Source organism: Rahnella sp. PD12R (assembly GCF_019200965.1).
GTDB classification, from domain to species: domain Bacteria; phylum Pseudomonadota; class Gammaproteobacteria; order Enterobacterales; family Enterobacteriaceae; genus Rahnella; species Rahnella laticis.
The window spans coordinates 1-21,868 of record NZ_JAHTMS010000009.1; the positions used below are offsets into that span (position 1 = coordinate 1).

Here is a 21,868-nt window from a genome sequence, read left to right on the forward strand (position 1 = left end):
AACTCAAACTGCACCTTTACCACTGCGACCACCTGGGCACGCCGGTTGCGCTGATTAATCACAAAACCGGCAAGGTGGAATGGGACGCGATTTCAGACGTCTGGGGCAACGCGGTAGATATTTTTAATCCGTACAAACTGCGGCAGCCCATAAGAATGCAGGGCCAGCATGTCGACGAGGAATCAGGGCTGCATTATAACCGCCACCGTTATTATGACCCGGCGCTGGGGCGGTATATTACTCAGGATCCGATTGGGTTGAGAGGGGGGTGGAATTTATATTCGTATCCGTTGGACCCGGTTCTGGGAATGGATCCATTGGGTCTCACGATTGCCTTTGAGGGTGATCAGGGTACTCAAGCGGCCTTAAAAGGAGCGTATAACACCCTAAATGGAACAAAACATGGACATAGCATGATCCAGAAAATGACGGACTCCGAACATAAATATATTATCACAGGAGCCAGGCCATCAGATGGAAATACATGTTATGACCCCACTGAATTTAAAATTTATATTGATGTAAAAAATGAGCTTACCGCCTGTGTAGCAACGAAAAAGAATCAACACTGCGAAATGAAAGCATCTCCGTTGAGTGTGGTTCTGGGGCATGAAATAGGGCATGTAATGGGAGATAATGATGATGGTAAAGGTATGATGAATAATGTTAAGAAGAATGAGAACACAATAAGAAAAGAATTAGGTTTACCACAAAGGACAAGGTATTGAAATGAAAGGAAACATAGTTAAGTTAATTATTGCCTTTTCAATGGTAACTCCTATGACAGTTTTGGCTAATTATAATGCATTCTATTATTTTCCGGGCCCATTTGATACGCAAACTTACAATCCTGTAACTAAGGAATCGATACTGGAGAAAACTGTTATTTATGGGGCTAGAAATGTCCCTCAAAAAAATGTGCAAACATTGAAAGTTTTATTAGATATCAATGATGATCAATTCATTGAATTTAATGATAAAGAAATACGTGCCTTGGTTGTAATTGATACAAAAATCTACTTTATAGATTCAAATGGTGCTGTTAACACCGCTGGCCACACTACAACTTTTATTAATAAACACAAGTTTACAGAATTGCTCAGCGGGATTTGAAGAAATATAACACTAAAAAATCTGGAAATGGAGTTTCAAAAATAAAATGAAAGTGGCGTGGTTTTTTGGTTTTATTATTAATGATAAGTTTCGTTGCGAGTCAAGTTATTTTAACGAATGACGAGGCTTGGGTATAGGCTAATTCATGGACATTGTTCCCCCAAAAAAAATGAGGTTTATAAATTGAAAACAGCCATGAAGTAATTGAGGTATCTTTTTTGAAGATCTCGTCTCTATGGAAAATGTAGATGTGATGGGAGGAGGTGGAGAGGTATATTTATATAAGTGTATTAAAAAGGATAGAGCATGTAATTTGGTGAGAAAATATTTAATGAGATAATAAATTGTTAGGCTGTTTAATATATTTAAATATCAACGGAAAAATCATGCAAGATGAAGGATTTCTATAATGAGTAATGAATTTTCAGTGTGCCTAATAAATAAGATGCTCCTGCCAGTCTGCTATTTTTTGATATTGCTCGCTATTTTTAGTTATCTGACACTGATCGTAAGTGGGGTTTTGGATAATGGAACCACGAATAGCTATTTTGCAACACGTAGTGAAATCCCTGAGGACGATGGGGTTAATTCTTGGTTGCCATTATTTTTCCCAGTCGATGCCGAAGATATTAATTATTTTATAAATGTCGAAGCTCATTTTTTTTATGTGTCTTTTGATCTAGAAAAAAATGAAGGTGAAAAATTCAGGAAGGAATTGATAACAAAAGCGACAACTGAAGGGCTTGGGTTTATACATGCAAAATACACAAAAGCAGACAGGGCATGGTGTAAATTAGACGTTATTCCTGAGCAAGGGCCTGAAAAACATATTTTTATCATAGGAAAGAATAAAGAAAATGACACATATTACATGGGTTCGATATCTGATAAAAGGGAACTAAGTAATACAAATCTTTACGAAAGTTGGGCAAAGTATTGTGCTTCATCGATACTGTTTTAGTGAGATAAACTTCACCAGTTAGTAAGAATGTAGGGCTGCATTACAACCGCCATCGTCATTATTACCCGGAGTTGGGGCGGTATATTACGCAGGATTCGATTGGGCTGAGAGGGGGGTGGGATTTATATGATTATTTTTACAGCAAGCCGATTCAATTGATTGAATCCCTTGGTTTGGATATATGGATAGAGGGCGCTTCACCTGATGAGCCAGAACTTCACCAAAGTATAAATATCGGAGACCCCAACGCAGAATATGATTCATATAGCTATGGGATGGATGATTTCCCCTATGGAAATGTTTATAAAGATACTGAGCATGGTGGTTCAATTAATTTTTATAAGAAAACGACCAAAGAGCAGAATGATATCTTTTAAAAAGCAATGGATGACAAAGTAGGCAAATCAAAAGACAGCATCTATGGTTATGATGATATTTGCAGAAGTTGGAGCCAGAGGGAATTCAGGAGAGCACCAGGTATAGAAGCAAAAAACATACCACAGAGACCTAATATAAAAAACACAATAGGTTTTTCTGGTTCTTCAAGTAGAGGGAGTAGTACAACCAGTAAAAGTGGAACCTCAAGATGAATATAATTATTTTTTCTTTCAATGTTATTTTCTCTCTTGTCTCTTTTTTAGTCGACAATATAACATTGGTAAATAGTAATGAATATTTTTTAATGTATTTCATATCAATTTCTAGCTCGACCATTTCCATAGCTTGTTTTTTTATTCTGAAACTAAATAAGTCAAAGCTTTTATACATTTCGTTAGTGTTTTTAATTCTTTCGATTTATGTGATAGTAGATGTTAGTAGTAGATTCCTGTCTGGATTAACATCGAGTGGTTTATGAAAAAAATATATTTAATACTGGGTGTGTCATTAGTTGTTTTTATTACATTGGTTGCTGCCGGACGCCGGTGAACTCAAACTGCACCTGTACCACTGCGACCACCTGGGCACGCCGGTGGCGCTGATTAATCACAAAACCGGCAAGGTGGAATGGGACGCGATTTTAGACGTCTGGGGCAACGCGGTAGATATTTTCAACCCGTACAAACTGCGCCAGCCAATAAGAATGCAGGGCCAGCATTACGACGAGGAATCGGAGCTGCATTACAACCGCCACCGTTATTATGACCCGGCGCTGGGACGATATATTACGCAGGATCCGATTGGGTTGAGAGGGGGGTGGAACGTTTATTCATACGTTAATAATAATCCAGTTAGCTTAATTGACCCTATGGGATTAGATACCATGGTACTGGTTGGTGGGGCAACACAAGGAAATCCGATAGGACATTCAGCGTTAGCATTCTCTGGACATGGTGTTTACAGCTATTCAACCAGAACAATGTATGGTTCGAGTACGAGTGATTATCTTAATTCTCAGGCAATGAAAAGAGATACGAAAGCATACATATTAAAAACCAACTTGGAGCAAGAGAAAAAAATGAGAGATTTTATAGAAAAAAATTATCAACAAAATGCTCGAGACTATAATAAAGCCAATCATAATTGTGCAACGATGATTAGCGATGCCTTCTCTTCTGCGAGTGTGGCAAATAATATTATGCTTGAAGCTATATTTAATGGGCTATATCCACAGCTTCCACCAACGATTGGGTATGTAGCAGGGATGGTGTCAGATAGTTCGGGGAGAAACTTCCCCAAAGGAGCTCCATTACCTTCAGATATACAAACACTTAACCCGGGAGTGCGCAATGAATAAAGGATGCTTAGCGTATATTTTATTATGCACATTCCCTTTTATCCTTGGAGGTTTGTACGTGCACCATCTATTTAGCTACGGTGAATTAGCTAATAAGTCATTGTATGCAAAACTACAAGGGTTTGCAGCGAAGCAACAATATAGCCCTCCTTTTACACTTGGTTTTAAAGTAACGCCTCTTTATATAAAAAGTGCATTTAAAAATAAAGGGTTTAGTTATGATCTTCTCGGGATTCCTACCGGAGATAGAAAGTTTCCTTATTTTTGGGTGGTGACGAATACTCATATTATGAATGATCCAACATCATCGGATACTGTTTTTATTGTGTCATCTGGAGATGACTTTAATCTATCGTGTGGTTATTTTTATGAATTGGCATCAAAGGAAAAAATCGACCCGGTTGTAAATGAATTCCTTAGGGCTCGGTGCACTCGATCATGAATACTACCCATATTTAACCCCTCACTTCTTCTCAAAGAACAGTGTCACCCGCGCCACTTCGACGCCGAATTTTCTCAGCGACGTGACGTTAAACAGATGCTGTTCGTCCTGCTGGTAAATCCAGTCGTCGAAGGTCAGGCGGTACGTGCTGCCGCCTGATTTTACGTCCATTACATATTTCCAGTTGAACGCATTCCCCGCCGATTGCCCGGTCGCGGTGCCGATAATGTCACCCGCCGTACCGGTATAACGGCCGTCCGCGAGTTTTCGGATGCGCCAGACGCGGGTCTGTTTCTCGCCGTCGTCATACACAAAATCCTCGTGCAGCGTCAGCGTATCCGCCACCACGTCACCATGAATTTTGGCGGTAAAACGCCGGGTCTGTTTATGGCTGTAATCCTGCACCATGCCGTATGCCACGGTATCACCGGCAAAATAGGTGAAGATATCCAGCGCGGGCTGCGTTTGCGCATAATCTTTGATGCTGGCACTGCAACTGGTCAGCAGCAGCGCGCAGGCCGCCAGAAGGGGAAGAAGCATTTTGCGCAGGGCAGTCATAAAACCTCCGGTCGGATGAACATTAATCGGACGCTGTCGCGCCGATGAGCTTGCTGCGTAAATCAGGATATTGCGTGGCGGGTGAAAGCCAGATCGCCAGAAATGCGTCGCGAAACGCCGGGTTGAACGGTTCGCCGATGGGTTGGATCAGTACGCTGTTGGGCGCGCGGCTGTAAAACTGGCCGCCGTTCTCATCGGCCAGAAAAACGATTTCGCTGCCGTTACTGACGTCCGGCCAGATTTTTTCAACGCGGTTCAGCCAGTCATTTTTCCGTGCCTGTTCCAGCAGTCCGAGTGCCTGCCATTGCTCTTCCGTGGCTTTGGTCAGTTCCTCGCGGTCAATGCTGCGCAGGTAGTCGATCACTAACGCCTGCGGCCATTTTTGCGCCTGATAATGGCCTTCCGGCGTCAGCAGCTGTGAGTTGTAAACTTCAAACGGCCCCCAGCTCAGCGTGGCGCGCCCGACCTGCCGCCAGTGATCCCAGGGTGTGGCGGCGAGGGTGGAGAATGAAAGCAGCAGCGGGATTGCCAGCAGTAAAAAACGTTTCATCAGGCTCTCCGCGCGTTACGCAACAATACCGGCAGGCTTACCAGTGGCAGGAAGACGGCCCATCCGGCGGCGAGTGCCAGCCAGACGTAAACCGGTGCGGCGATGAGCTGCATCGCGCCAAGCTGCATACCGAGGAAATACGCCAGCGGCCCGCTGACCGCGCCAAGCGGGATCAACCAGTACCACGCGAGACGTATTACGCCAAGCAGCCACAGCCACCACGCGCTGAACCCCAGCCAGAGCGCCATCATCCACGGCGGAACGGCCTGCGAATCCGTAAATTCAAACAGGCCGGCAATGCACCACAGCGAATCAAGCATGATGCCCAGCGTGCAGGCGACCGCCACCCATAAGCGGCGGGGCGAAGGCGTGAACGCCAGCATCAGAAAACTGCTGATCAGCAGAAAAACAATAAACCGGTCGAGCCCCCAAACGGCCAGCGTCCACCAGGCATCAAAGCCCAGCGTCAGCAGCCAGAAGCGCCACGATTTCATCCGCGTCGCTCGGCGATAAGCTGCACGGTACTGATGGTGCGGGCGCGGAATCCGGCTTCGCAGTAGCACAGATAAAACAGCCACAGGCGGCGGAAATGTTCGTCCTGAACGCCGTCCGGTTGGGCATTCCAGTAACGCTGTACCCGTTCGCGCCATTCATGCAGCGTGCAGGCGTAATCAAAGCCGATGTCGAACAGGTCACGTACCACCAGCCCGGTATACCGGGTCATGGTTTCATTCATGGCGGTGACGGACGGCAGAAAGCCACCGGGAAAAACGTAGCGCTGGATAAAATCGACTTTGCGGCTGTAGCTGGCATAACGCTGATCGGCAATGGTGATCGCCTGGATCGCCAGCCTTCCCTGCGGTTTTAACAGGGCGTTGCAGCGTTTGAAGAAAGTGGAAAGATAGCGTTTCCCGACGGCTTCGATCATTTCGATGGAAACCAGTTTGTCGAACTGGCCGCGCAGGGAACGGTAATCTTCAAACAGGACGGTGACGCGGTCGCTCAGTCCGGCTTTCTCAATACGATCGCGGGCGTACTGAAACTGCTCGCGGGAAATGGTGGTTGTGGTGACTTTGCAGCCGTACTCCCGCGCGGCAAACTCTGCCATCGCGCCCCAGCCGGTGCCGATTTCCAGCAGATGGTCGCCCGCATGCAGTTGCAGTTGCTCGCACAGGCGGCGCATTTTGGCTTCCTGCGCCTGTTCGAGCGACATCTGCGGGGTCTGATACCAGGCGGATGAATAGAGCATCTTCTCATCCAGAAAACCCTGATAAAAATCGTTGCCGAGATCGTAATGTGCGGAGATATTTTTGCGTGCCTGCGTCGGGCTGTTGCGGCGGAATAAATGAATCAGCTTGTTCAGCGGCGTACTCAGCCAGCTCAGACGCGCTTCGATTTTATCCACCAGCTTCATGTTTTCAGCCAGCAGTTGCAGAACCGCCGTCAGATTGGGCGTCGTCCAGTCGCCATCAATAAAACTTTCGCCCGCCGCGATGCTTCCCCCGAGCAAAACCCGCCGGTAAGCCCGCAGATCGTGGACTTCGATTTCGCCCTGCAAAGGGGCCGCCGCGTCGCCAAAAAAGACCGCCTCTTCACCCGGTTCACGCAGCGTTAACCCTGCGCCATTCAGATTTTTTAATACGCCGAGAATCAGTGCGCGTGCAGCCTTGCTGCGCCGGTTCATCGCCCCTTCGCGGGCGAGTTGCACTTCGGGTTGGCTCATGGTCAGTCCTTATCAACGGGAGGATGAGAATAAACAGGTGCCCGTTTCAGCCACAGTTTTACCGCCTGCCAGTAAATGGTCAGGGCGGTTTTCGCGGTCATGAGAGGCAGCCGCCACAATTGCTGGCGCAACGCGTCGCGGGTCAGCGGGCGGGCGGTCAGCGACAGGGCAGCATCGAATTCCCGTTCTTTGCGGTGATTTTCGATAGTGATATGTAATTCTTTTCCCGGGGGTGTCAGACGCCAGTGATAGACCATGTCCATCGGATTAAAGGGCGACACATGGAAGGCTTTCGGGACCGGTTGCGAACCGTCGGGCAGCACGGCGTAGGTGTGGCGTTCATTCCAGGGCGTGTTGCGCACCTCGGCCAGCATCCAGCGCAAAATTCCGGTCTTATCATAAAGGTAGTAGAAATTGACCGGATTGAAATAGCAGCCGAAATAACACAGCTGACAAAGCAACATTACCCGTCCGTCGGGGCGATCGCCGGTCAGTTCGGCAATTCTGTCCTGCGCTTTGGTTTTGATGTCGCCGCCGCCCAGATAATCTTTTCGGCGAAAGCTGGCCGGCGAAAAACGTTCCAGCTTTACGCCGAGTGCAGGCAGTTGTTCCAGCTCATCGAGATCAATCAGCGGCATGAAAATGTCGTAATCGAAACGGTGCTCGACTGGCGTAAACCGCCGGTGGCGCACGGTGCCGACGTACAACGTGCTGTTCATGACGCCTCCCGTTCGGCCTGCCCGGCGGTGTCTTCGCGTTCAAGTTGCAGGGCCAGCTGTTCGGCCACGTCGCGGGCGCTGTTAACGCCGTCTTCATGGAAACCGTTGTACCAGTAAGCGCCGCAGAACCAGGTGCGGTTGACGCCGTTGATGCGGTAACGCTGCTGCTGCGCGTGATGGCTGGCGACGTTCAGCACCGGATGCATATAGGTCGCGCGGAACAGGACTTTGCTGCCGTCAACCGGCGTCAGCGGATTGAGCGAAACGCAGAAGGTTTTCGGCGCGTCCAGCCCCTGCAAGATGTTCATGTTGTAGGTCACGCTCGCACGGCGGGTGTTCGACGGATTGCCATCGCGCATGTCGCCGCGCAGGGCGTCGCCGATCGTATTCGGCAACTGATAATTCCAGCTCGCCCAGGCACGTTTTTCACGCGGCAGCAGGCGGGTATCGGTATGCAAAATCACGTCGTTAGCCTGATAAGGCAGCTCACCGAGAATGTCGCGTTCGTCAGCCGTCGCCTGTTCGCCCAAAATCGCCAGCGCCTCATCGGAATGGCAGGCGAAAATGACCTGGTCGAAATGTGCCTCACCCTGCGCGGAATGCACAACGACACCGCAGGACGAACGGATGACCTGAGTCACCGGCGCACCCGTCAGCAGTTTCACGCTGGCCGGTAACCGCGCCTGTATGTGGCGGATATATTCCCGCGAACCGCCCGGCACCACCATCCATTGCGGACGGTTTGTCACATCAAGCAGCCCGTGGTTATCAAAGAATCTCAGGAACATCGACAGCGGAAAATTCGCCATATCGCCCAGCGAGGACGACCAGATCGCGGCACCCATCGGCAACACATAATGCAGTGCGAAAAACGGCGAAAAGCCATTTTGATCGAGCAAATCGGCCAGCGTATCTTCGTCATTGTGCGGGTTCAGCAGGCGCGCTTTGCAGAGCTTATTAAAGCGCAGGATCTCGAAAATAAAGCGCCAGAACTGAGGCCTGAAAAGATTGCGGCGCTGGGCAAACAGGCTGTTGAGAGAATGCCCGTTATATTCAAGCTTGCTGGCCGGATTGCGCACGGAAAAACTCATTTCCGTCGGCTGGCCTTCAATGCCCAGTTCGCGCAAAAGGGCGATGAAATGCGGATACGTCCGCGAGTTGTAGACAATAAAACCGGTGTCGATGGCGTAGGCTTTGCCGTCTGAAATCACGTCCTGCGTGGCAGTATGCCCGCCTAGCGTTGCCGACGATTCGAAAACCGTGATCTCGCAGCCGGGCTGGCTTTTCGCCAGCATCCACGCACAGCTCAGGCCCGAAATGCCGCTTCCCACGATCGCCACTTTTATTGTCATTTCATTTCACCATTTTCCGACATAACCATTTTTGCAGGCTCACCGGCAGCAAAGACGCCACCCTGAGGAAACCGGCAAAAAGCGGCGGGAATGCAATTTCACTGGCACCGCGCGCCAGTTTTTTTCGAATGTGCTGAGAAGCCTGCGTGACGGTCACCATCATCGGCATCGGAAAATTGTTCCGTGCCGTCAGCGGCGTTTCCACAAATCCCGGCTGGATCAGCGAAATGTGAATCTGGCGCGGAGCCAGATCGACGCTCAGTGAACGTGCGAAAAAGGCCAGTGCGGCTTTCGATGCGCCATACGCTTCACTGCGCGAAAAGGGTAAAAGCCAGGCGGTGGAACCGACGATCGCCACGCGACTTCCGGCTGCTAGACCCGGCAGCAGGGCGTCCAGGCAATTGACCGGGCCGATGAAATTGGCGTTCATCACGCGGGCGACTTTTTCGGCTTCCACTACGCCGTTATCCAGGTATTCACAGGTTCCGGCGCACAGAATCACTAAATCGGCCTGTACGTCGTGTAACGCCTGACGCGTGGCGGTCAAATCGGTGATATCAAAACACAGCGGAATAATCAGCGGGCTGGCGGCTGCCGTGCTGAGGATTTTTTCCAGGCTGCGCCCGCACGCCGTCACTTCCCAGCCTTCGGCGGCATAATCCTGTGCCAGCTGTTTTCCGATACCTGAACTGGCACCGGTAATCAGAACGCGGCGCATTATTTCAACCTGGCTTTGACTACGCGGACGGCGCCACCGAGTACCGGCAGATGCTCATACAACATCGCGCCGAGGTCGTAATAATCGCGCTGATAAATCACGCGGTTATCGCTCAGGCGGATATGGCTTGCGCCGTGCAGAAACATCGGCTGGCCTTTTTTTAGTGCAGGATGGGAAAACTCCATCTGCCAGAACAGGGACGCTTCGTCGCCCTGCAACAGCGGGGGCTGAATTTCAAAGCGGCAATAATTCACTTTCCTGAGCAACTGCGAGAAATAGCGCTCGAGCGCGTCCACGCCGTCGTAATGCGAAACCGGATCGATAAACACCACATGCGGGTGATAGATGCGTGAAAGCTGCGGCAGCTGGCTCATCTCGAGCTGATGATAAAATTCGCAAAGTCGCGACAAAACGTCGGGGGCAATGGCGGGCTCAGGAAAATGTTTAATCATTATTTTTTTCCTTCTTTGCGCACAGGCACCATCTGAAGAATGGTGTGACTTTCGTCATGCGGTAAAAGCGCCGGCTCAGGGGCTTCGTGAGATTCATCTTCTCCGGCGCTGAGAATAACCGCCGAGCTGCCCAGAAGAATGATCGAAAGCCCTTGTTCCACCCAGTTCAGAAGGCGCTGGCGCTGGATCTGCGTGAGCTTGCCTTCCGACCACAACAATATTTGCGAGCCGCTGAGGTTTTCCAGATGCGGCTCATCCAGCGGAACCGGCAGGATTTCAACCTGCATACCTTCTTCGCAACGCACAATGGCTTCGAGCCACAGCTCGGTACTGTCGGTGTGCCCCCAGCCGGTCAGCGTTGCCGGAGTTCCCGGCCGTTTACGCGCGGCATTCATGCACATGACCGCGTGCTCGATGATCAGTCCGTCGAGCTGGCTGCGCATCATCAGCAGCCGTGAATCGCCGGAACTCAGACGCTCACGCAACGGGCGCAAAATATTATTCACAAACGAGGCCGCCGGATATTCCCGCCCCAGTTCGATAATCAGCTGACGTACTTTGTTGCTGCGTCCGTCCTGAAGTGCGGTCAGAAGACGGTGTTCCCCCTGCGACCAGCCGCCGGGTAATGCCTCGACTTTGCCTTCCAGCAGGGATTTCACCTGGCCGACGGGAATGCCGCGATTGATCCAGCCCAGAATGGTGCGGATGGTGTCGAGATCATCATCGTTAAAGAGGCGGTGGCCGCCTTCGGTGCGCTGCGGTTTAAGCAAGCCATAGCGGCGTTGCCATGCGCGAAGCGTGACCGGGTTGATACCACAAATTCGGGCGACTTCGCCGATGCTGTAAAGAGACATAGTTAAATCCAAAAATATTCATCCAACTTATCGTAACTCTAGCGCCTGAACTGAAAGCTGTACAACTTTATTATTTTTGTACAACTTGGCTAATACTTTCCGCTTACATTATTTTAACTTGCGATTTTCTCAAATGAGAGATATTTTCCCTGTATTGAGATTTTGCAAGGAGAACGCAATGGAAGAAGGGCAGGACAGTCACGATCTGCGTCTGGCCGAACGGCTGGCGGAATTACGCGTCAGCCAGGGCTGGTCGCTGGAACAACTGGCGCAGCGCACGGGCATCAGCCGGGCAACGCTTTCCCGTGTGGAGCGTGCAGAAACCAGCCCGACCGCGTCGTTGCTGGGCAAACTGAGCGCGGCGTACGGGCTGACCACCTCGCGCCTCCTGATGGCGCTGGAAGATAACCCGCCGGAGCTTATCCGTGCCGCGCAGCAGCCGGTGTGGCATGACCGCGAAACCGGTTTTGAGCGCCGCTCGGTTTCCTCGCCCGCACCGGGTTTTCGCGCAGAACTGATCTCCGGCACGTTAAAAGCCGGTGCCACGATTTCGTATGATTCCCCGCCGGTGGACGGCCTCGAGCAGCATATCTGGATGCTGGAAGGCATTCTGGAGTTCACGCTTGATTCACGCACTTACCGGCTTGAGGCCGGAGATTGCCTGCGTTTCCATCTTCACGGCACCTCGTCATTCCACGTTCCCGGCCCGGCGGATGCCCGCTACGCCATTGTGATTTCACGTCCTTAAATCTGACAAAGTAAGGTTCATCATTATGCAAAACGGCAGGGCAGCAGCGATAAACGATATAGCGATAAGCGAAGTGCAGGGCGGCGTTTTGCCGGAGGCGGATCTGGACGCGCTGGCAGAAACCCTGATGCAGTCGGTGGCGCTCGGCGCAAGCATCGGGTTCATTCTGCCGTTAGGGTTTGTGCAGGCGCAGGCGTTCTGGCAAAAATTATTGCCTGCTTTTGAGCGTGGCGAAAAGCGCCTTCTGGTCGCCCGCGAAGCCGGAAAAATCATCGGTACTGTCCAGCTGGTGGTCGATCAGCCCGCCAACGGCGCGCATCGCGGCGATGTGGTGAAACTGATGGTGCATCCGCAAGGACGCCGTAAAGGTGTGGCGAAAAAGCTGATGGACGCAGTGGAAGCGCTGGCGCACCGGGAAGGTAAAACGCTGCTGGTGCTCGATACCGTGACCGGCAGCCCGGCGCAGACGTTATATGAGAATCAGGGGTTTACGCTGAGCGGCGTGATCCCGCATTACGCGATGTCGACGGGAGGCGTGCTGGAGTCGACGAGTGTGATGTTTAAGGTGCTGGCAGGGGGGGCAGGGGAGGAGTAAAGAAACTTCAACTTCAACTTCAACTTCAAGGTCGTGGGCGTCGGCCCACACCGACCAAAGACCCGGTAACGCGCGGGTCTCTGGACTCTGCGCTTTTTTAACTGCGCGCTATCGCTGGATCGATGGACATGTTCTGTTGTCCCGGCGAGTGGCGCGAAATCTTGCCGCTGCGCGGTTCCCTTACTCGGTTTCGAGCCGTGGGTCTCGAAACGCTTCGCGCGGCAAGCTTTCTGAAAGCGCCAAATTACCTCTCTAAAAGATTAAAACCTGTCTGCATTTGAATTTAAATAAGCCCCTGGCCGCTTTCAAAACGACGTTGAGTGAGTGATGAGAAAAGGCGAGAGTCTTTTTTCGAGCTGGTTCGAATCCGAAACGAAAGTACCGCGAAGCGGCGGCGTTTGCGGCAATAACAACAGTCGCTGAAACATAGCCTACGAGCGGCAGCGCGCAGTAAAAAAGACGCGAAACCGACCAGAGAGGCCCTGTCCTGGGCTTCTCTGGTCGGTTTCGGCGCGAAAAGCTATGCGATCACTGCTATTGAAAAACCGAAACTTCCTCGATCCCTTCAAAACGTCAAGCCGAAACAGCGGCGGCTAACCGCTATCTCCTACCGCTTCTGTATATACGTCAACGCCAGCGCCACCGCCAATACCAGCCCTTTAATAATATCCATCGCATAATACGGCACCGACAACATCACCAGCCCGTTCGACAAAACGCCCAGAATCACTGCGCCGAGCAGCGTTCCTAATGCATTGGGTTTGCCGGAACCGGCAAGGGAAAAACCGATATACGCGGCGGCGACGGCGTCCATCAGATAACCGCCACCGGCGTTCACCTGCGAAGAACCGATACGCGACGCCAGCAAAATGCCGCCTGCGCCTGCCAGAACTGATGAAATCACGTAAGCAATCACGCGGTAACGCGCGGTGCGGATCCCCGCAAGGCGCGCGGCCAGCGGGTTGCCGCCGATGGCGTACATGCGGCGGCCATGCTTGGTCAGGGACATAAACAGTTGTACCGCGACGGTCACGACCGCCATCACGATCACAATCACCGGTACCTGACCCAGCAGGCTAAACACCGCAGGAACGGTGCCTTCGGCCATGTCACCGCTCGGCAGTAACATGTTTTCGGTGATCGACCCGCCGTAGCTGTAGGTCATCGCCGCGCCCTGAATGACGAACAGGCTGGCGAGGGTGGCGAGCATGTCAGGGATTTTCAGGATAACAATCAGGAAGGCGTTAAACAGACCGACCAGCGTACACAATGCGAGTGTGATCAGAATCGCTTCTGTTGTGCCAAACCCGTGCCAGACAAACATCGAAATCACCAGCGCATTGGCGAGCGACGCCGTTGAACCGACCGACAAATCAAAGCCACCGACCGAAAGTGAAATCGATACGCCGATGGCAATCACCGTCACGATGGCGATGGAACGCAGAATATTGATGATGTTCGATGGTTCGAGGAAGTTGTCCGAGGCCACGCCAAAACCGGCGATCAGCAGCACAACGGTCAGCAACATGCCCCATTTATACAAAAATTCGAACAGCTGATGACGCCAGGGCTGACCCGCTGCCAATGTACTTTCTTTACTCACCACGGCTTTGCTCACGCGGGTGTTCCTCCGGTTGAATAGACTAATAAGGTTTCTTCGTCGACGTCTGCGGCGTCCAGTTCGGCCACGATGCGGCCATCCCATAACACCAGAATGCGGTCGCATAAACCGACCAGTTCGGCGAACTCACCGGAAGCATAAATAATGCCTTTTCCCTGTTGCGCCAGGCCGTCAATCAGCCTGAACACGTCCGTTTTGGCCTTGATGTCTACGCCTTTGGTCGGTTCGTCAAAAATCAACACCTGACTCTCACTGCGCAGCCATTTTCCGATAGCCACTTTTTGCTGGTTACCACCGGAAAGCCTCGCCAGCTTCTGCATCGGCCCGGAAGCGCGAATGCCTAAGCGGCTGATAATGTCTTTCGCCCACGACAGCGACTGGCGTTTACTGAAAATACTCCAGCGCGAAAACGAATCGTCAGCGGTGACGCTGAGGTTCATCGGGATATTTTCATCAATGAAAATCCCTTCCTTGCGCCGTTCTTCCGGCACTAACGCCAGACCCTGTTCGACGGAAAGATGCGGTTCTTTCGGCTTCCACGGTTTGCCGTTCAGCTCACCGCTTTCGACCTGGCTGGGCGTCGCGCCAAACAACGCTTTGCACAGCTCGGTTTTCCCGGCACCCGCCAGCCCGGCAATCCCGAGGATTTCACCCCGGTGCAGGCGCAGCGAGATATCGCGCAGTTTGTCTTTGTCATGCATGCCGTGAATATGCAGCAGCGTTTCGCCACTGTGCGGCGGACGGCGTGGCGGATAAATATCATCGAGCTGATGGCCGATCATTTTCTCGATAATCTGCTCGTTGCTCAGGCCGTCCATGCTGTCATCGCTGACCAGACGGCCGTCGCGCAGCACCGTCATGCGGTCGCAGATTTCGCGCAGTTCATGAATGCGGTGGGAGATAAAGACCACCGCCATACCCGCGTCTTTCAGCTTGCGCACCAGCGCAAACAGACGGGCGCTTTCTGCCTGATCGAGCGGGGCGGTCGGTTCATCGAGGATCAGGAAACGGCATTTATGCGATAACGCGCGCGCCAGCAATATCAGCTGTTTCTCGGCCAGCGTGCAGTTTTCGATACGGGCTTTCAGGCTGATGTTCAGGCCAAGCTGTTCGATCAGCAACTGAGCCTGACGGTATAAACGCGGCCAGTTATGCAGATGGCCGGGCTCGGAAAGCCGGTCCAGCATGATGTTTTCGGCGACATTCAGCGTCGGCACCAGCGCGACATCCACTTCCTGCTGGACCAGATGAATGCCGTGAGCGCGCGCGTGGTGCGGGAGTTTAATGTTCACCGGCTCGCCGTCGATGGTGATCTGCCCGGTGTAATGATCGTGCGTGCCGGAAAGCACAGCCATCAGCGTCGATTTTCCGGCGCCGTTTGCACCGACCAGCGCGTGGACGGATCCGCCTTCCAGCGTAAAATCAACCTGGCGAAGCGCGGGAAAACCGGCAAATGAAATCGAGATGTTGCGCATCTCAAGACGGGAAGCGGTCACTGGACGTTGGCCTTCTAAACGGGGGATGTGGAGCTTCAGACGTTTAGCCGTCTAAAATGCGGTGTAGCAGAGTTTTAACATATTGTGTGATTTAATCAACCAATTAAAAGATCTAAGGAATGCTCAAACAGGCATAAGCCGCCGGGAAGGTTTCAGGGTGAGGGCTGAACAAAAACATTTCACCGCGCAGGCAACTTCACTATTATCTGGATGCCTTACAAAGGCTTATAAAAATCAGGGTCATCAGTTTTCAGTAATAAAGGGATATTATTTATGGACTTAAATCTCAAGGATCGGCGGCCGATCGCCACCCGGGATAAACGTTGGGCCAAAAACAGTGCGGTCTGGTTAAAGAATAAAGGCATTACGCCGAACCAGATTTCCGTGGCCAGCATGGGTTTTGCGCTGGTGTCCGGGCTGTGTTTTCTGCTGGCATTTTATTGTGAAACCGCTTTCGGGCGCGGATTTCTTCTCCTGCTGGCGGCGCTGATGATTCAGGGGCGGCTCATCTGCAACCTGCTCGACGGCATGGTGGCGGTGGAAGGCGGCATGGCCAGCCCGGCAGGGCCGGTTTACAACGAATTACCGGATCGCGTTTCCGATACGCTGATTCTGGCGGGCGTCGGTTATGGTCTGGTGGCGATGCCGGAAGCAGTCACGCTGGGCTGGATTGCGGCGCTGCTGGCGCTGATGACAGCGTATTTGCGTCTGCTGGGCGGAACGTGCGGGCTGAAACAGCAATTTCTCGGGCCGATGGCAAAACAGCATCGCATGGCGATTCTGTGTGCGGGAGCGGTGATTGCGATTTTCCTGCCGTCGCAGTGGGGGCAACTTCTGCTGCTGATTTGTCTGGTGGTCATTACGCTCGGCGCACTGGTGACCTGCTGGCGTCGCGGTGCGCGTATTTTGCGTGAACTGCATGAAAAGGCCGGAACTGAGGGAGATAACGATGGAACCTCGCACTAAATTACCGCTGGACGGCCGGCTGGTGGCCGGTTTTCTGGTGCGGCTTTGCCGTCTGCTGACCGGCGTCCGCGCCCGCTGGCTGGCACCTTTGCCTGAAAAACAGGCCCGCATTTACTACGCCAATCACTCCAGCCATCTCGACGGTATGGTGATTTGGGCCAGCCTGCCCGGTCATCTGCGTCCGCAGGTTCGTCCGGTAGCGGCCGCAGATTACTGGCTCTCCTCGAAATTGCGCCGTTACATTGCGCGCCGTGTGTTTAATGCGGTGCTGATTAAACGGCGTCCTGCTGAAAAACAGTCGGAACAGCCGAACAATGCGCTGGAACTGATGAACGACCCGCTGAGAAAAGGCCAGTCGCTGATTATTTTCCCGGAAGGCACCCGTGGCAACGGCGAGGAGATCTCGGCGTTTAAAAGCGGGATCTGGCATCTGGCGAAAATGAACCCGGATGTCGAACTGGTGCCGGTTTATCTCGAAAACCTCAACCGTGTGCTGCCGAAAGGCTCCCGTCTGGTGGTGCCCATTCTGTGTTCGGCGACGTTTGGCGAACCGGTTGAAAGTATCCGGGAAGGGGAAGAGAAAGCGGAATTTCTGCTTCGTGCGCGGGCTGCTCTGGAGACACTGGCACCATGAATTTTCAGGATAAATCGTTAGTTTATTTACTGTGCGGATTGTTCGGCCTGCTGCTGATTGCCAGCATTCTGGGCTATCTGATCGCGCTGGTGAAAGGTAATACGCCGGTCGTCGCCAACCTCAATGCCCGCATCCGCGCCTGGTGGATGATGTGTATTTTATCGGTGATGGCAATGTGGTTCGGCCCGATCGGCTCGACGCTGCTGTTTGCCGTGATGTCGTTTCTGGCCTTGCGCGAATGCATCACGCTGACGCCCACCCGGCGCGGTGACCATGAAGCGCTGTTCTGGTGTTTCTTCATTATGCTGCCGCTGCAATATTTGCTGGTCGGCGAACGCTGGTACGGCACGTTTGCGATCTTCATTCCGGTCTACGCGTTTCTGTTTATCCCCACCCGCATGGCGCTGGCCGGAGACACGGTCAACTTCCTCGAACGCAGCGCGAAAATTCAGTGGAGCATGATGCTGGCGGTGTACTGCATCAGCCACGCGCCTGCCTTGCTGATGCTGAACATTCCCGGTTATGAAAACCAGAACATCAAACTGCTGCTGTTCCTGATGATTGTGGTGCAGATTTCCGACGTGTTGCAGTACGTGTTCGGCAAGCTGTTCGGCAAACGCCCGATTGCGCCGCGTCTGAGCCCGAACAAAACCCTTGAAGGCTTTGTCGGCGGCATCCTCAGCGCCACGCTGGTCGGGACGTTGCTGTGGTGGATCACCCCGTTCGCCCCGTGGCAGGCCGCACTGATTTCGCTGGTCATCACTTTACTCGGTTTCGCCGGGGGTTTGTGTATGTCGGCGATTAAACGCGACCGCGGCGTGAAGGATTTCGGCGCGATGATCGAAGGGCACGGTGGCATGATGGATCGTATTGATTCGTTGTGTTTTGCAGCACCGGTGTTTTTCCACCTGATCAGGTTTTACTTCACCTGAAGGTGAGGGCTTTGAGGGCGGCCCAAAACGGCAAGACCTTGGGTTGCCACCTAAACCGGCAAGACCTTGGGTTGCCACCCAAACCCGCAAAACCTTGGGCTCGCCGCCCAAACTGGCCCAAAGGGCGCGTTAACGCGCGCGCCCTCTGGACACCCGCGCTTTTCAACTGCGCGCTGCCGCTTGCAGGCTATGTTTCAGCAACTCCGGCTAGTGCCGCAAACGCCGCCGCTGCGCGGTACTTTCGCTTCGGGTTCGAACCTGCTCAGAAAAGACTCTCGCCGTTTCTCACCGCTCACTCAACGTCGTTTTGAAAGCGGCCACAGTTTTCTAATTCGCAACCTCACCGCTGATTGTCATTTAAAAAATAAGCAGTCGGTTTTACCAAAAGTTTAGTAAGAAAACTGAATGCCGTTGAATTTTGATAAGCCTCCAGCCGCTTTCAGAAAGCTTGCCGAGCGAAGTGTTTCGAGACCCATGGCTCGAAACCGAGTAAGGGAACCGCGCAGCGGCAAGTTTTCGCGGCAATCACTATTGTGTCTGAAACATAGCCAGCAAGCGGCAGCGCGCAGTTTAAGAGCCCGGGATTCTCAAGGGTGGTGGCGATAGACCACCCTTGAGGCCGGTTTGGGTGGCAACCCAAGGTCTTGATATTGAATTTATTCTTCGCTAAATCTCACCGCCACTCCCAGCGAATCCGCTGCGCGAACCAAAACCCGACGGTTTAAGTCACTAAACGAAATTTCCCCCACGCGCAGGCTATTGCGCACGGCATCCAGCGACCGGGTCGCAAACTCCAACCCGACCATCCGCGCACTGCCGTTTTCTCCCTCCGGCACGATGCCAAATTCAGCCTGCGCCTGTTGTGGCGTCACAAACCGGACGGTTGCGCGACCGGCGCGCAAAGTCACGCCTTCAGCATTCGTCTGTAAGGCTTCTGCGCCGAACAGTTCGCCGTACACTTTCGCGGCGGCCTGCGGGGAGGCGGCGGAAATCACAAAACAGGTGATGTCCGCGACGCCGTTAGGGTGGTTTTGCCACTCGGTGCGCCACACCAGTTCCGGGGTCAGGTGCTGGCAAAAGAAACTTCGGCCATTGGGAACGCGGTCGGCGGCCAGCGGGACCGTGCGGAACCGGGCATTGGGCGAAGTGCCGTCGTTAAGCGCCACGGGGCGGAAGAATTCTGCCGGTGCCGAACCCGCAATGTTTTGCTGTTGCAGATGATCAAACACGGCGTTCGAATTCTGCGTTTTCCACACCAGACCGGTGAGGCCTAGCGGAGCCTGCCAGAGATCTTTACGCGTATGCGCATTGCCCGGTTCGAAGCCGAGCAGTTCCAGATAGTTTTCGCCGAAAATCGCCAGATGATTGCTGGAACCGAGCGAGTGATGGCCGCGCGGTGTGAGCTGGAAACCGAGACGGCGGAACTGCTGCTCGGCACCGTTAAGCTGTTCGGCGACGTTAATCACCACGTGATCGAGCTGCGGAACCGGGCGTTGAGAAGTCTGTGAATCAGTCATTAAACGGTTCTCCCAGCGTTAACATCAGGCGGTTTGCCCAGGCGAAGAACGCCGCAGACTGCGCCAGATCGACGATTTCCAGTTCGTTCAGACCCTGATCGCGCAGTGCCTTAATGTGTTCCGGCGAGGCGACCGGCGGCGTGGCGGAGAGCGCGGCGGCGAAATCAATTTCAGCCTGCCAGCGCGGGGATTGTTCCTTGCTGAGAATGCCGCCCGGCGGGGTGTCGATCAGCCGCTGAACGTCTTCGGTTTGTTTGGAAAGCTGGCTGGCTTTACGCGAATGCACCGACGCACAGTAAATACAGCCGTTAATTTTGCTGGCCACGGTGGCCGCCAGTTCGCGCTCTTTGCGCGGCAGGCCGCCGGACGTGTAGAAAATGCCTTTGTCGGTCAGCGTGCGTTGCTCAAGCACCGGCAGGTTGCGGCCTAAAAGGCGGAAATAGTCGGAATCCGTATGGCCGAATTTCGCCAGAATCGCCTGCTGGGCTTCATCAAATTCCTCCAGCCTTTTGGACGGGATCCACGGTTCCCAGCCAAGCTCTTCCTGCGTGAAAGCCTGCGGCGCGTCGCGGCCGCTGTGGGTGTTCGGCTCAGTGCGCCAGAACGCGGCGCCAACCGGTTTATTGCTGGCGTTTTCCACCGGTTTACCGCCAATCAGACGGTAGCTGCGCAGCGCGCGGCTCTGGAAACTGACGAAAGCAATCAGCTGCGAAATCGTGACGATGGCATCCACCGACCAGCCGGCTTTTTTCAGTGCCTGCAAATGCGCAGGCGTGGCGCTGGCGGGCTTGTAACTCAGGCGTTCGCCGTGAGTCAGCGCGGCGTCGAGACGGGCGGTTTCGTCGATGTCCGGCAAATCCTGTAAACGCTCAGAATAGTGATTGGTGAGCTGTGAATCGCCGTGCCAGCGCGCGACGTTTTGCGCTAAACGCAGACGCTCGGCCAGCGTGAAATCCACGCCGTCCTGTTCGGTAAACAGCGCATCATAGCTGCCTTGCGCGTGGCGGGTCGCGGCGTCGCGGGTGTCGCGTGCCTGTTTCAGTTCAGAAGACGGCGCGATTTCAGCCAGTTTTTCCAGCAGGTCAGTCGAATAAGTGGTCATAAGTTGTCCTGTGCAGATGCAGTCTTTGAGAACGTAGGGTCGGCGGAAGAAGCGGAAACACGGCGCTGCGGCGTGCGGCGAACCCAGCCGAGGGCGGGCGCAACGTGACGCGCGATGAGTTCAATAGAACGTAAAATGTAAGGATGCGGCGGATCGATAGAATGCACCTGAAATGCCAGATCGGTGACGCGGGCCAGCGCGGTGTCGGCCTGTAGCGTGGCGGTGACCTGCTCCGCGGTGCCGAGATGCACGTCGAAGACGCGGATGTAATCGTCCAGCGTATCGCCCTGAACAATCTGCCCGCTGGCCCGGTGATTTTCGGCCTGACGGCGTAAACCTTTTTGCGCCAGTTCGCGGGCTTCGTTACCGTTTTCTGTCACAAACGCCGTGCGTGAGCCCATGATTCGCGGCGCAATGCCTTCCGGCAGCGCGTCGAGATAGGCATCGATAATCGGGTTTTGCAGTTCATCGAGGCGCAGGGCTGGCGCATTCGCCGGGCGTGGCTGGGTGCGTGAAAGCATCAGCCCGTCTCCGGATTTACCGGCGCGTGCGCCGCCGTCAACCGAGAATGTGGCCTGCCAGACGCGTTTTTCCAGATGCGGAGCCGCCGGATACAACCGGTTATCGGTGCCCGCCAGCGGTTCGCCGCGCCAGGCGGTCAGCAGGGTTTGCAGATTATGGCTGAACACCGCGCCGCGCTCGCTGCTTTCAAAGCCGAACGGCAGAAATGACGACGGCGTGCCGCCGGAACCCAGCCCGATTTCAAGCCGCCCGCCGGAAAGTAAATCCAGCACGGCGGTGTCTTCTGCCACGCGCAGCGCATTTTCCATCGGCAGCGTAATCACGCCGGTGCCGAGACGGATAAAGCGGGTATGCGCCGCGACCTGTGCAAGGAAAACCAGCGGTGCGGGCAGGCCGCCTTCCGCTTCGTGAAAATGGTGCTGCGCGACCCATGCGGAGTCAAAACCCAGCTGTTCGGCGTGAATAATTTGCTCAGTCGCCAGCCGGTAACGTTCCTGCGCGCTGGTGTTATCCAGAAGTCGTGTGAAAAACCCAAGACGTTTGCTGCTCATAATGTCC

25 protein-coding genes are annotated in these 21,868 nt (G+C 53.5%); 11 read left to right on the forward strand and 14 right to left on the reverse strand.

Going from position 1 to position 21,868, the window contains the following annotated elements; translation table 11 throughout:
* The 6 genes from KWG64_RS25820 to KWG64_RS17490 all read left to right on the forward strand — a co-directional run.
* Window positions 1-728, forward strand: a 728-nt coding sequence (locus KWG64_RS25820; RefSeq protein ID WP_218522632.1) for an RHS repeat-associated core domain-containing protein, incomplete at its 5' end; no start/stop codon positions are given.
* Window position 729: 1 nt separating this feature from the next.
* Window positions 730-1,113, forward strand: coding sequence for a hypothetical protein (locus KWG64_RS17470; protein WP_218522633.1), 384 nt, complete (start codon window positions 730-732; stop codon window positions 1,111-1,113).
* A gap of 409 nt (window positions 1,114-1,522) precedes the next feature.
* The gene (locus tag KWG64_RS17475; protein WP_218522634.1) at window positions 1,523-2,074 is read left to right on the forward strand and encodes a hypothetical protein; all 552 of its coding nucleotides are present in this window, start codon (window positions 1,523-1,525) and stop codon (window positions 2,072-2,074) included.
* 35 nt (window positions 2,075-2,109) lie between these two features.
* On the forward strand, window positions 2,110-2,451 hold the full coding sequence (locus KWG64_RS17480; protein ID WP_218522758.1) for an RHS repeat-associated core domain-containing protein: 342 nt from the start codon (window positions 2,110-2,112) through the stop codon (window positions 2,449-2,451).
* A gap of 512 nt (window positions 2,452-2,963) precedes the next feature.
* Complete coding sequence (locus tag KWG64_RS25825; protein WP_218522635.1) at window positions 2,964-3,809, forward strand: RHS repeat-associated core domain-containing protein; 846 nt, start codon at window positions 2,964-2,966, stop codon at window positions 3,807-3,809.
* Window positions 3,802-4,251 (forward strand): hypothetical protein, encoded by a 450-nt coding sequence (locus tag KWG64_RS17490; RefSeq protein ID WP_218522636.1) that lies wholly within the window; start codon window positions 3,802-3,804, stop codon window positions 4,249-4,251. The genes KWG64_RS25825 and KWG64_RS17490 overlap by 8 nt, the downstream gene beginning before the upstream one ends.
* 21 nt (window positions 4,252-4,272) lie before the next feature.
* Here KWG64_RS17490 and KWG64_RS17495 read toward each other — a convergent pair whose 3' ends face one another.
* The 9 genes from KWG64_RS17495 to KWG64_RS17535 are packed head-to-tail and all read right to left on the reverse strand — an operon-like array spanning window position 4,273 to window position 11,177.
* Window positions 4,273-4,809 carry a DUF3833 domain-containing protein gene (locus KWG64_RS17495; protein WP_255562217.1) on the reverse strand — a complete coding sequence of 179 codons (537 nt, stop codon included), beginning with the start codon at window positions 4,807-4,809 and terminating at the stop codon, window positions 4,273-4,275.
* Window positions 4,810-4,831: 22 nt separating this feature from the next.
* On the reverse strand, window positions 4,832-5,359 hold the full coding sequence (locus KWG64_RS17500) for a chalcone isomerase family protein (protein ID WP_218522637.1): 528 nt from the start codon (window positions 5,357-5,359) through the stop codon (window positions 4,832-4,834).
* Window positions 5,359-5,853 (reverse strand): DUF2878 domain-containing protein, encoded by a 495-nt coding sequence (locus KWG64_RS17505; RefSeq protein WP_218522638.1) that lies wholly within the window; start codon window positions 5,851-5,853, stop codon window positions 5,359-5,361. Before KWG64_RS17505 ends, KWG64_RS17500 begins: the two co-directional genes overlap by 1 nt.
* The gene (locus KWG64_RS17510; protein WP_218522639.1) at window positions 5,850-7,082 is read right to left on the reverse strand and encodes a cyclopropane-fatty-acyl-phospholipid synthase family protein; all 1,233 of its coding nucleotides are present in this window, start codon (window positions 7,080-7,082) and stop codon (window positions 5,850-5,852) included. The genes KWG64_RS17505 and KWG64_RS17510 overlap by 4 nt, the downstream gene beginning before the upstream one ends.
* Before the next feature lie 2 nt (window positions 7,083-7,084).
* Entirely contained in the window at window positions 7,085-7,801 is a 717-nt protein-coding gene (locus tag KWG64_RS17515) for a DUF1365 domain-containing protein (protein ID WP_195822797.1), read from the reverse strand.
* A complete protein-coding gene (locus KWG64_RS17520) occupies window positions 7,798-9,153 on the reverse strand; it encodes an NAD(P)/FAD-dependent oxidoreductase (protein ID WP_218522640.1) in 1,356 nt (451 codons plus the stop codon). Before KWG64_RS17520 ends, KWG64_RS17515 begins: the two co-directional genes overlap by 4 nt.
* A 1-nt stretch (window position 9,154) precedes the next feature.
* Window positions 9,155-9,871, reverse strand: coding sequence for an SDR family NAD(P)-dependent oxidoreductase (locus KWG64_RS17525; RefSeq protein ID WP_195814088.1), 717 nt, complete (start codon window positions 9,869-9,871; stop codon window positions 9,155-9,157).
* The gene (locus KWG64_RS17530) at window positions 9,871-10,323 is read right to left on the reverse strand and encodes a nuclear transport factor 2 family protein (protein ID WP_195814087.1); all 453 of its coding nucleotides are present in this window, start codon (window positions 10,321-10,323) and stop codon (window positions 9,871-9,873) included. The genes KWG64_RS17525 and KWG64_RS17530 overlap by 1 nt, the downstream gene beginning before the upstream one ends.
* Complete coding sequence (locus KWG64_RS17535) at window positions 10,323-11,177, reverse strand: MerR family transcriptional regulator (protein ID WP_218522641.1); 855 nt, start codon at window positions 11,175-11,177, stop codon at window positions 10,323-10,325. The genes KWG64_RS17530 and KWG64_RS17535 overlap by 1 nt, the downstream gene beginning before the upstream one ends.
* Window positions 11,178-11,355: 178 nt before the next feature.
* Here KWG64_RS17535 and KWG64_RS17540 point away from each other — a divergent pair, with 178 nt between their 5' ends.
* On the forward strand, window positions 11,356-11,925 hold the full coding sequence (locus tag KWG64_RS17540; protein ID WP_218522642.1) for a helix-turn-helix domain-containing protein: 570 nt from the start codon (window positions 11,356-11,358) through the stop codon (window positions 11,923-11,925).
* 25 nt (window positions 11,926-11,950) lie between these two features.
* Window positions 11,951-12,520 carry a GNAT family N-acetyltransferase gene (locus tag KWG64_RS17545; RefSeq protein WP_218522643.1) on the forward strand — a complete coding sequence of 190 codons (570 nt, stop codon included), beginning with the start codon at window positions 11,951-11,953 and terminating at the stop codon, window positions 12,518-12,520.
* A 607-nt stretch (window positions 12,521-13,127) separates the two neighbouring features.
* Here KWG64_RS17545 and KWG64_RS17550 read toward each other — a convergent pair.
* Window positions 13,128-14,123, reverse strand: a complete 996-nt coding sequence (locus tag KWG64_RS17550) for an ABC transporter permease (protein WP_195814330.1) — start codon at window positions 14,121-14,123, stop codon at window positions 13,128-13,130.
* Window positions 14,124-14,134: 11 nt separating this feature from the next.
* Window positions 14,135-15,616, reverse strand: coding sequence for a sugar ABC transporter ATP-binding protein (locus tag KWG64_RS17555; protein ID WP_218522760.1), 1,482 nt, complete (start codon window positions 15,614-15,616; stop codon window positions 14,135-14,137).
* Between the two features lie 294 nt (window positions 15,617-15,910).
* Between KWG64_RS17555 and KWG64_RS17560 the strand changes: the two genes are divergently transcribed.
* The 3 genes from KWG64_RS17560 to KWG64_RS17570 are packed head-to-tail and all read left to right on the forward strand — an operon-like array spanning window position 15,911 to window position 18,169.
* Window positions 15,911-16,603, forward strand: coding sequence for a CDP-alcohol phosphatidyltransferase family protein (locus KWG64_RS17560; RefSeq protein ID WP_218522644.1), 693 nt, complete (start codon window positions 15,911-15,913; stop codon window positions 16,601-16,603).
* A complete protein-coding gene (locus KWG64_RS17565) occupies window positions 16,587-17,237 on the forward strand; it encodes a 1-acyl-sn-glycerol-3-phosphate acyltransferase (protein ID WP_195822803.1) in 651 nt (216 codons plus the stop codon). Before KWG64_RS17560 ends, KWG64_RS17565 begins: the two co-directional genes overlap by 17 nt.
* Window positions 17,234-18,169, forward strand: a complete 936-nt coding sequence (locus tag KWG64_RS17570) for a phosphatidate cytidylyltransferase (RefSeq protein WP_195814081.1) — start codon at window positions 17,234-17,236, stop codon at window positions 18,167-18,169. The genes KWG64_RS17565 and KWG64_RS17570 overlap by 4 nt, the downstream gene beginning before the upstream one ends.
* Before the next feature lie 656 nt (window positions 18,170-18,825).
* On the opposite strand, the gene KWG64_RS17575 is transcribed toward KWG64_RS17570, so the two are convergent.
* The 3 genes from KWG64_RS17575 to KWG64_RS17585 are packed head-to-tail and all read right to left on the reverse strand — an operon-like array spanning window position 18,826 to window position 21,861.
* Window positions 18,826-19,686, reverse strand: coding sequence for a VOC family protein (locus KWG64_RS17575; protein WP_218522645.1), 861 nt, complete (start codon window positions 19,684-19,686; stop codon window positions 18,826-18,828).
* Window positions 19,679-20,788: an alkylhydroperoxidase domain protein gene (locus tag KWG64_RS17580; protein ID WP_218522646.1), complete on the reverse strand. Its 1,110-nt coding sequence runs from the start codon at window positions 20,786-20,788 to the stop codon at window positions 19,679-19,681. The genes KWG64_RS17575 and KWG64_RS17580 overlap by 8 nt, the downstream gene beginning before the upstream one ends.
* Window positions 20,785-21,861, reverse strand: coding sequence for a putative FMN-dependent luciferase-like monooxygenase (locus KWG64_RS17585; RefSeq protein ID WP_218522647.1), 1,077 nt, complete (start codon window positions 21,859-21,861; stop codon window positions 20,785-20,787). The genes KWG64_RS17580 and KWG64_RS17585 overlap by 4 nt, the downstream gene beginning before the upstream one ends.
* Window positions 21,862-21,868 lie beyond the last annotated feature (7 nt).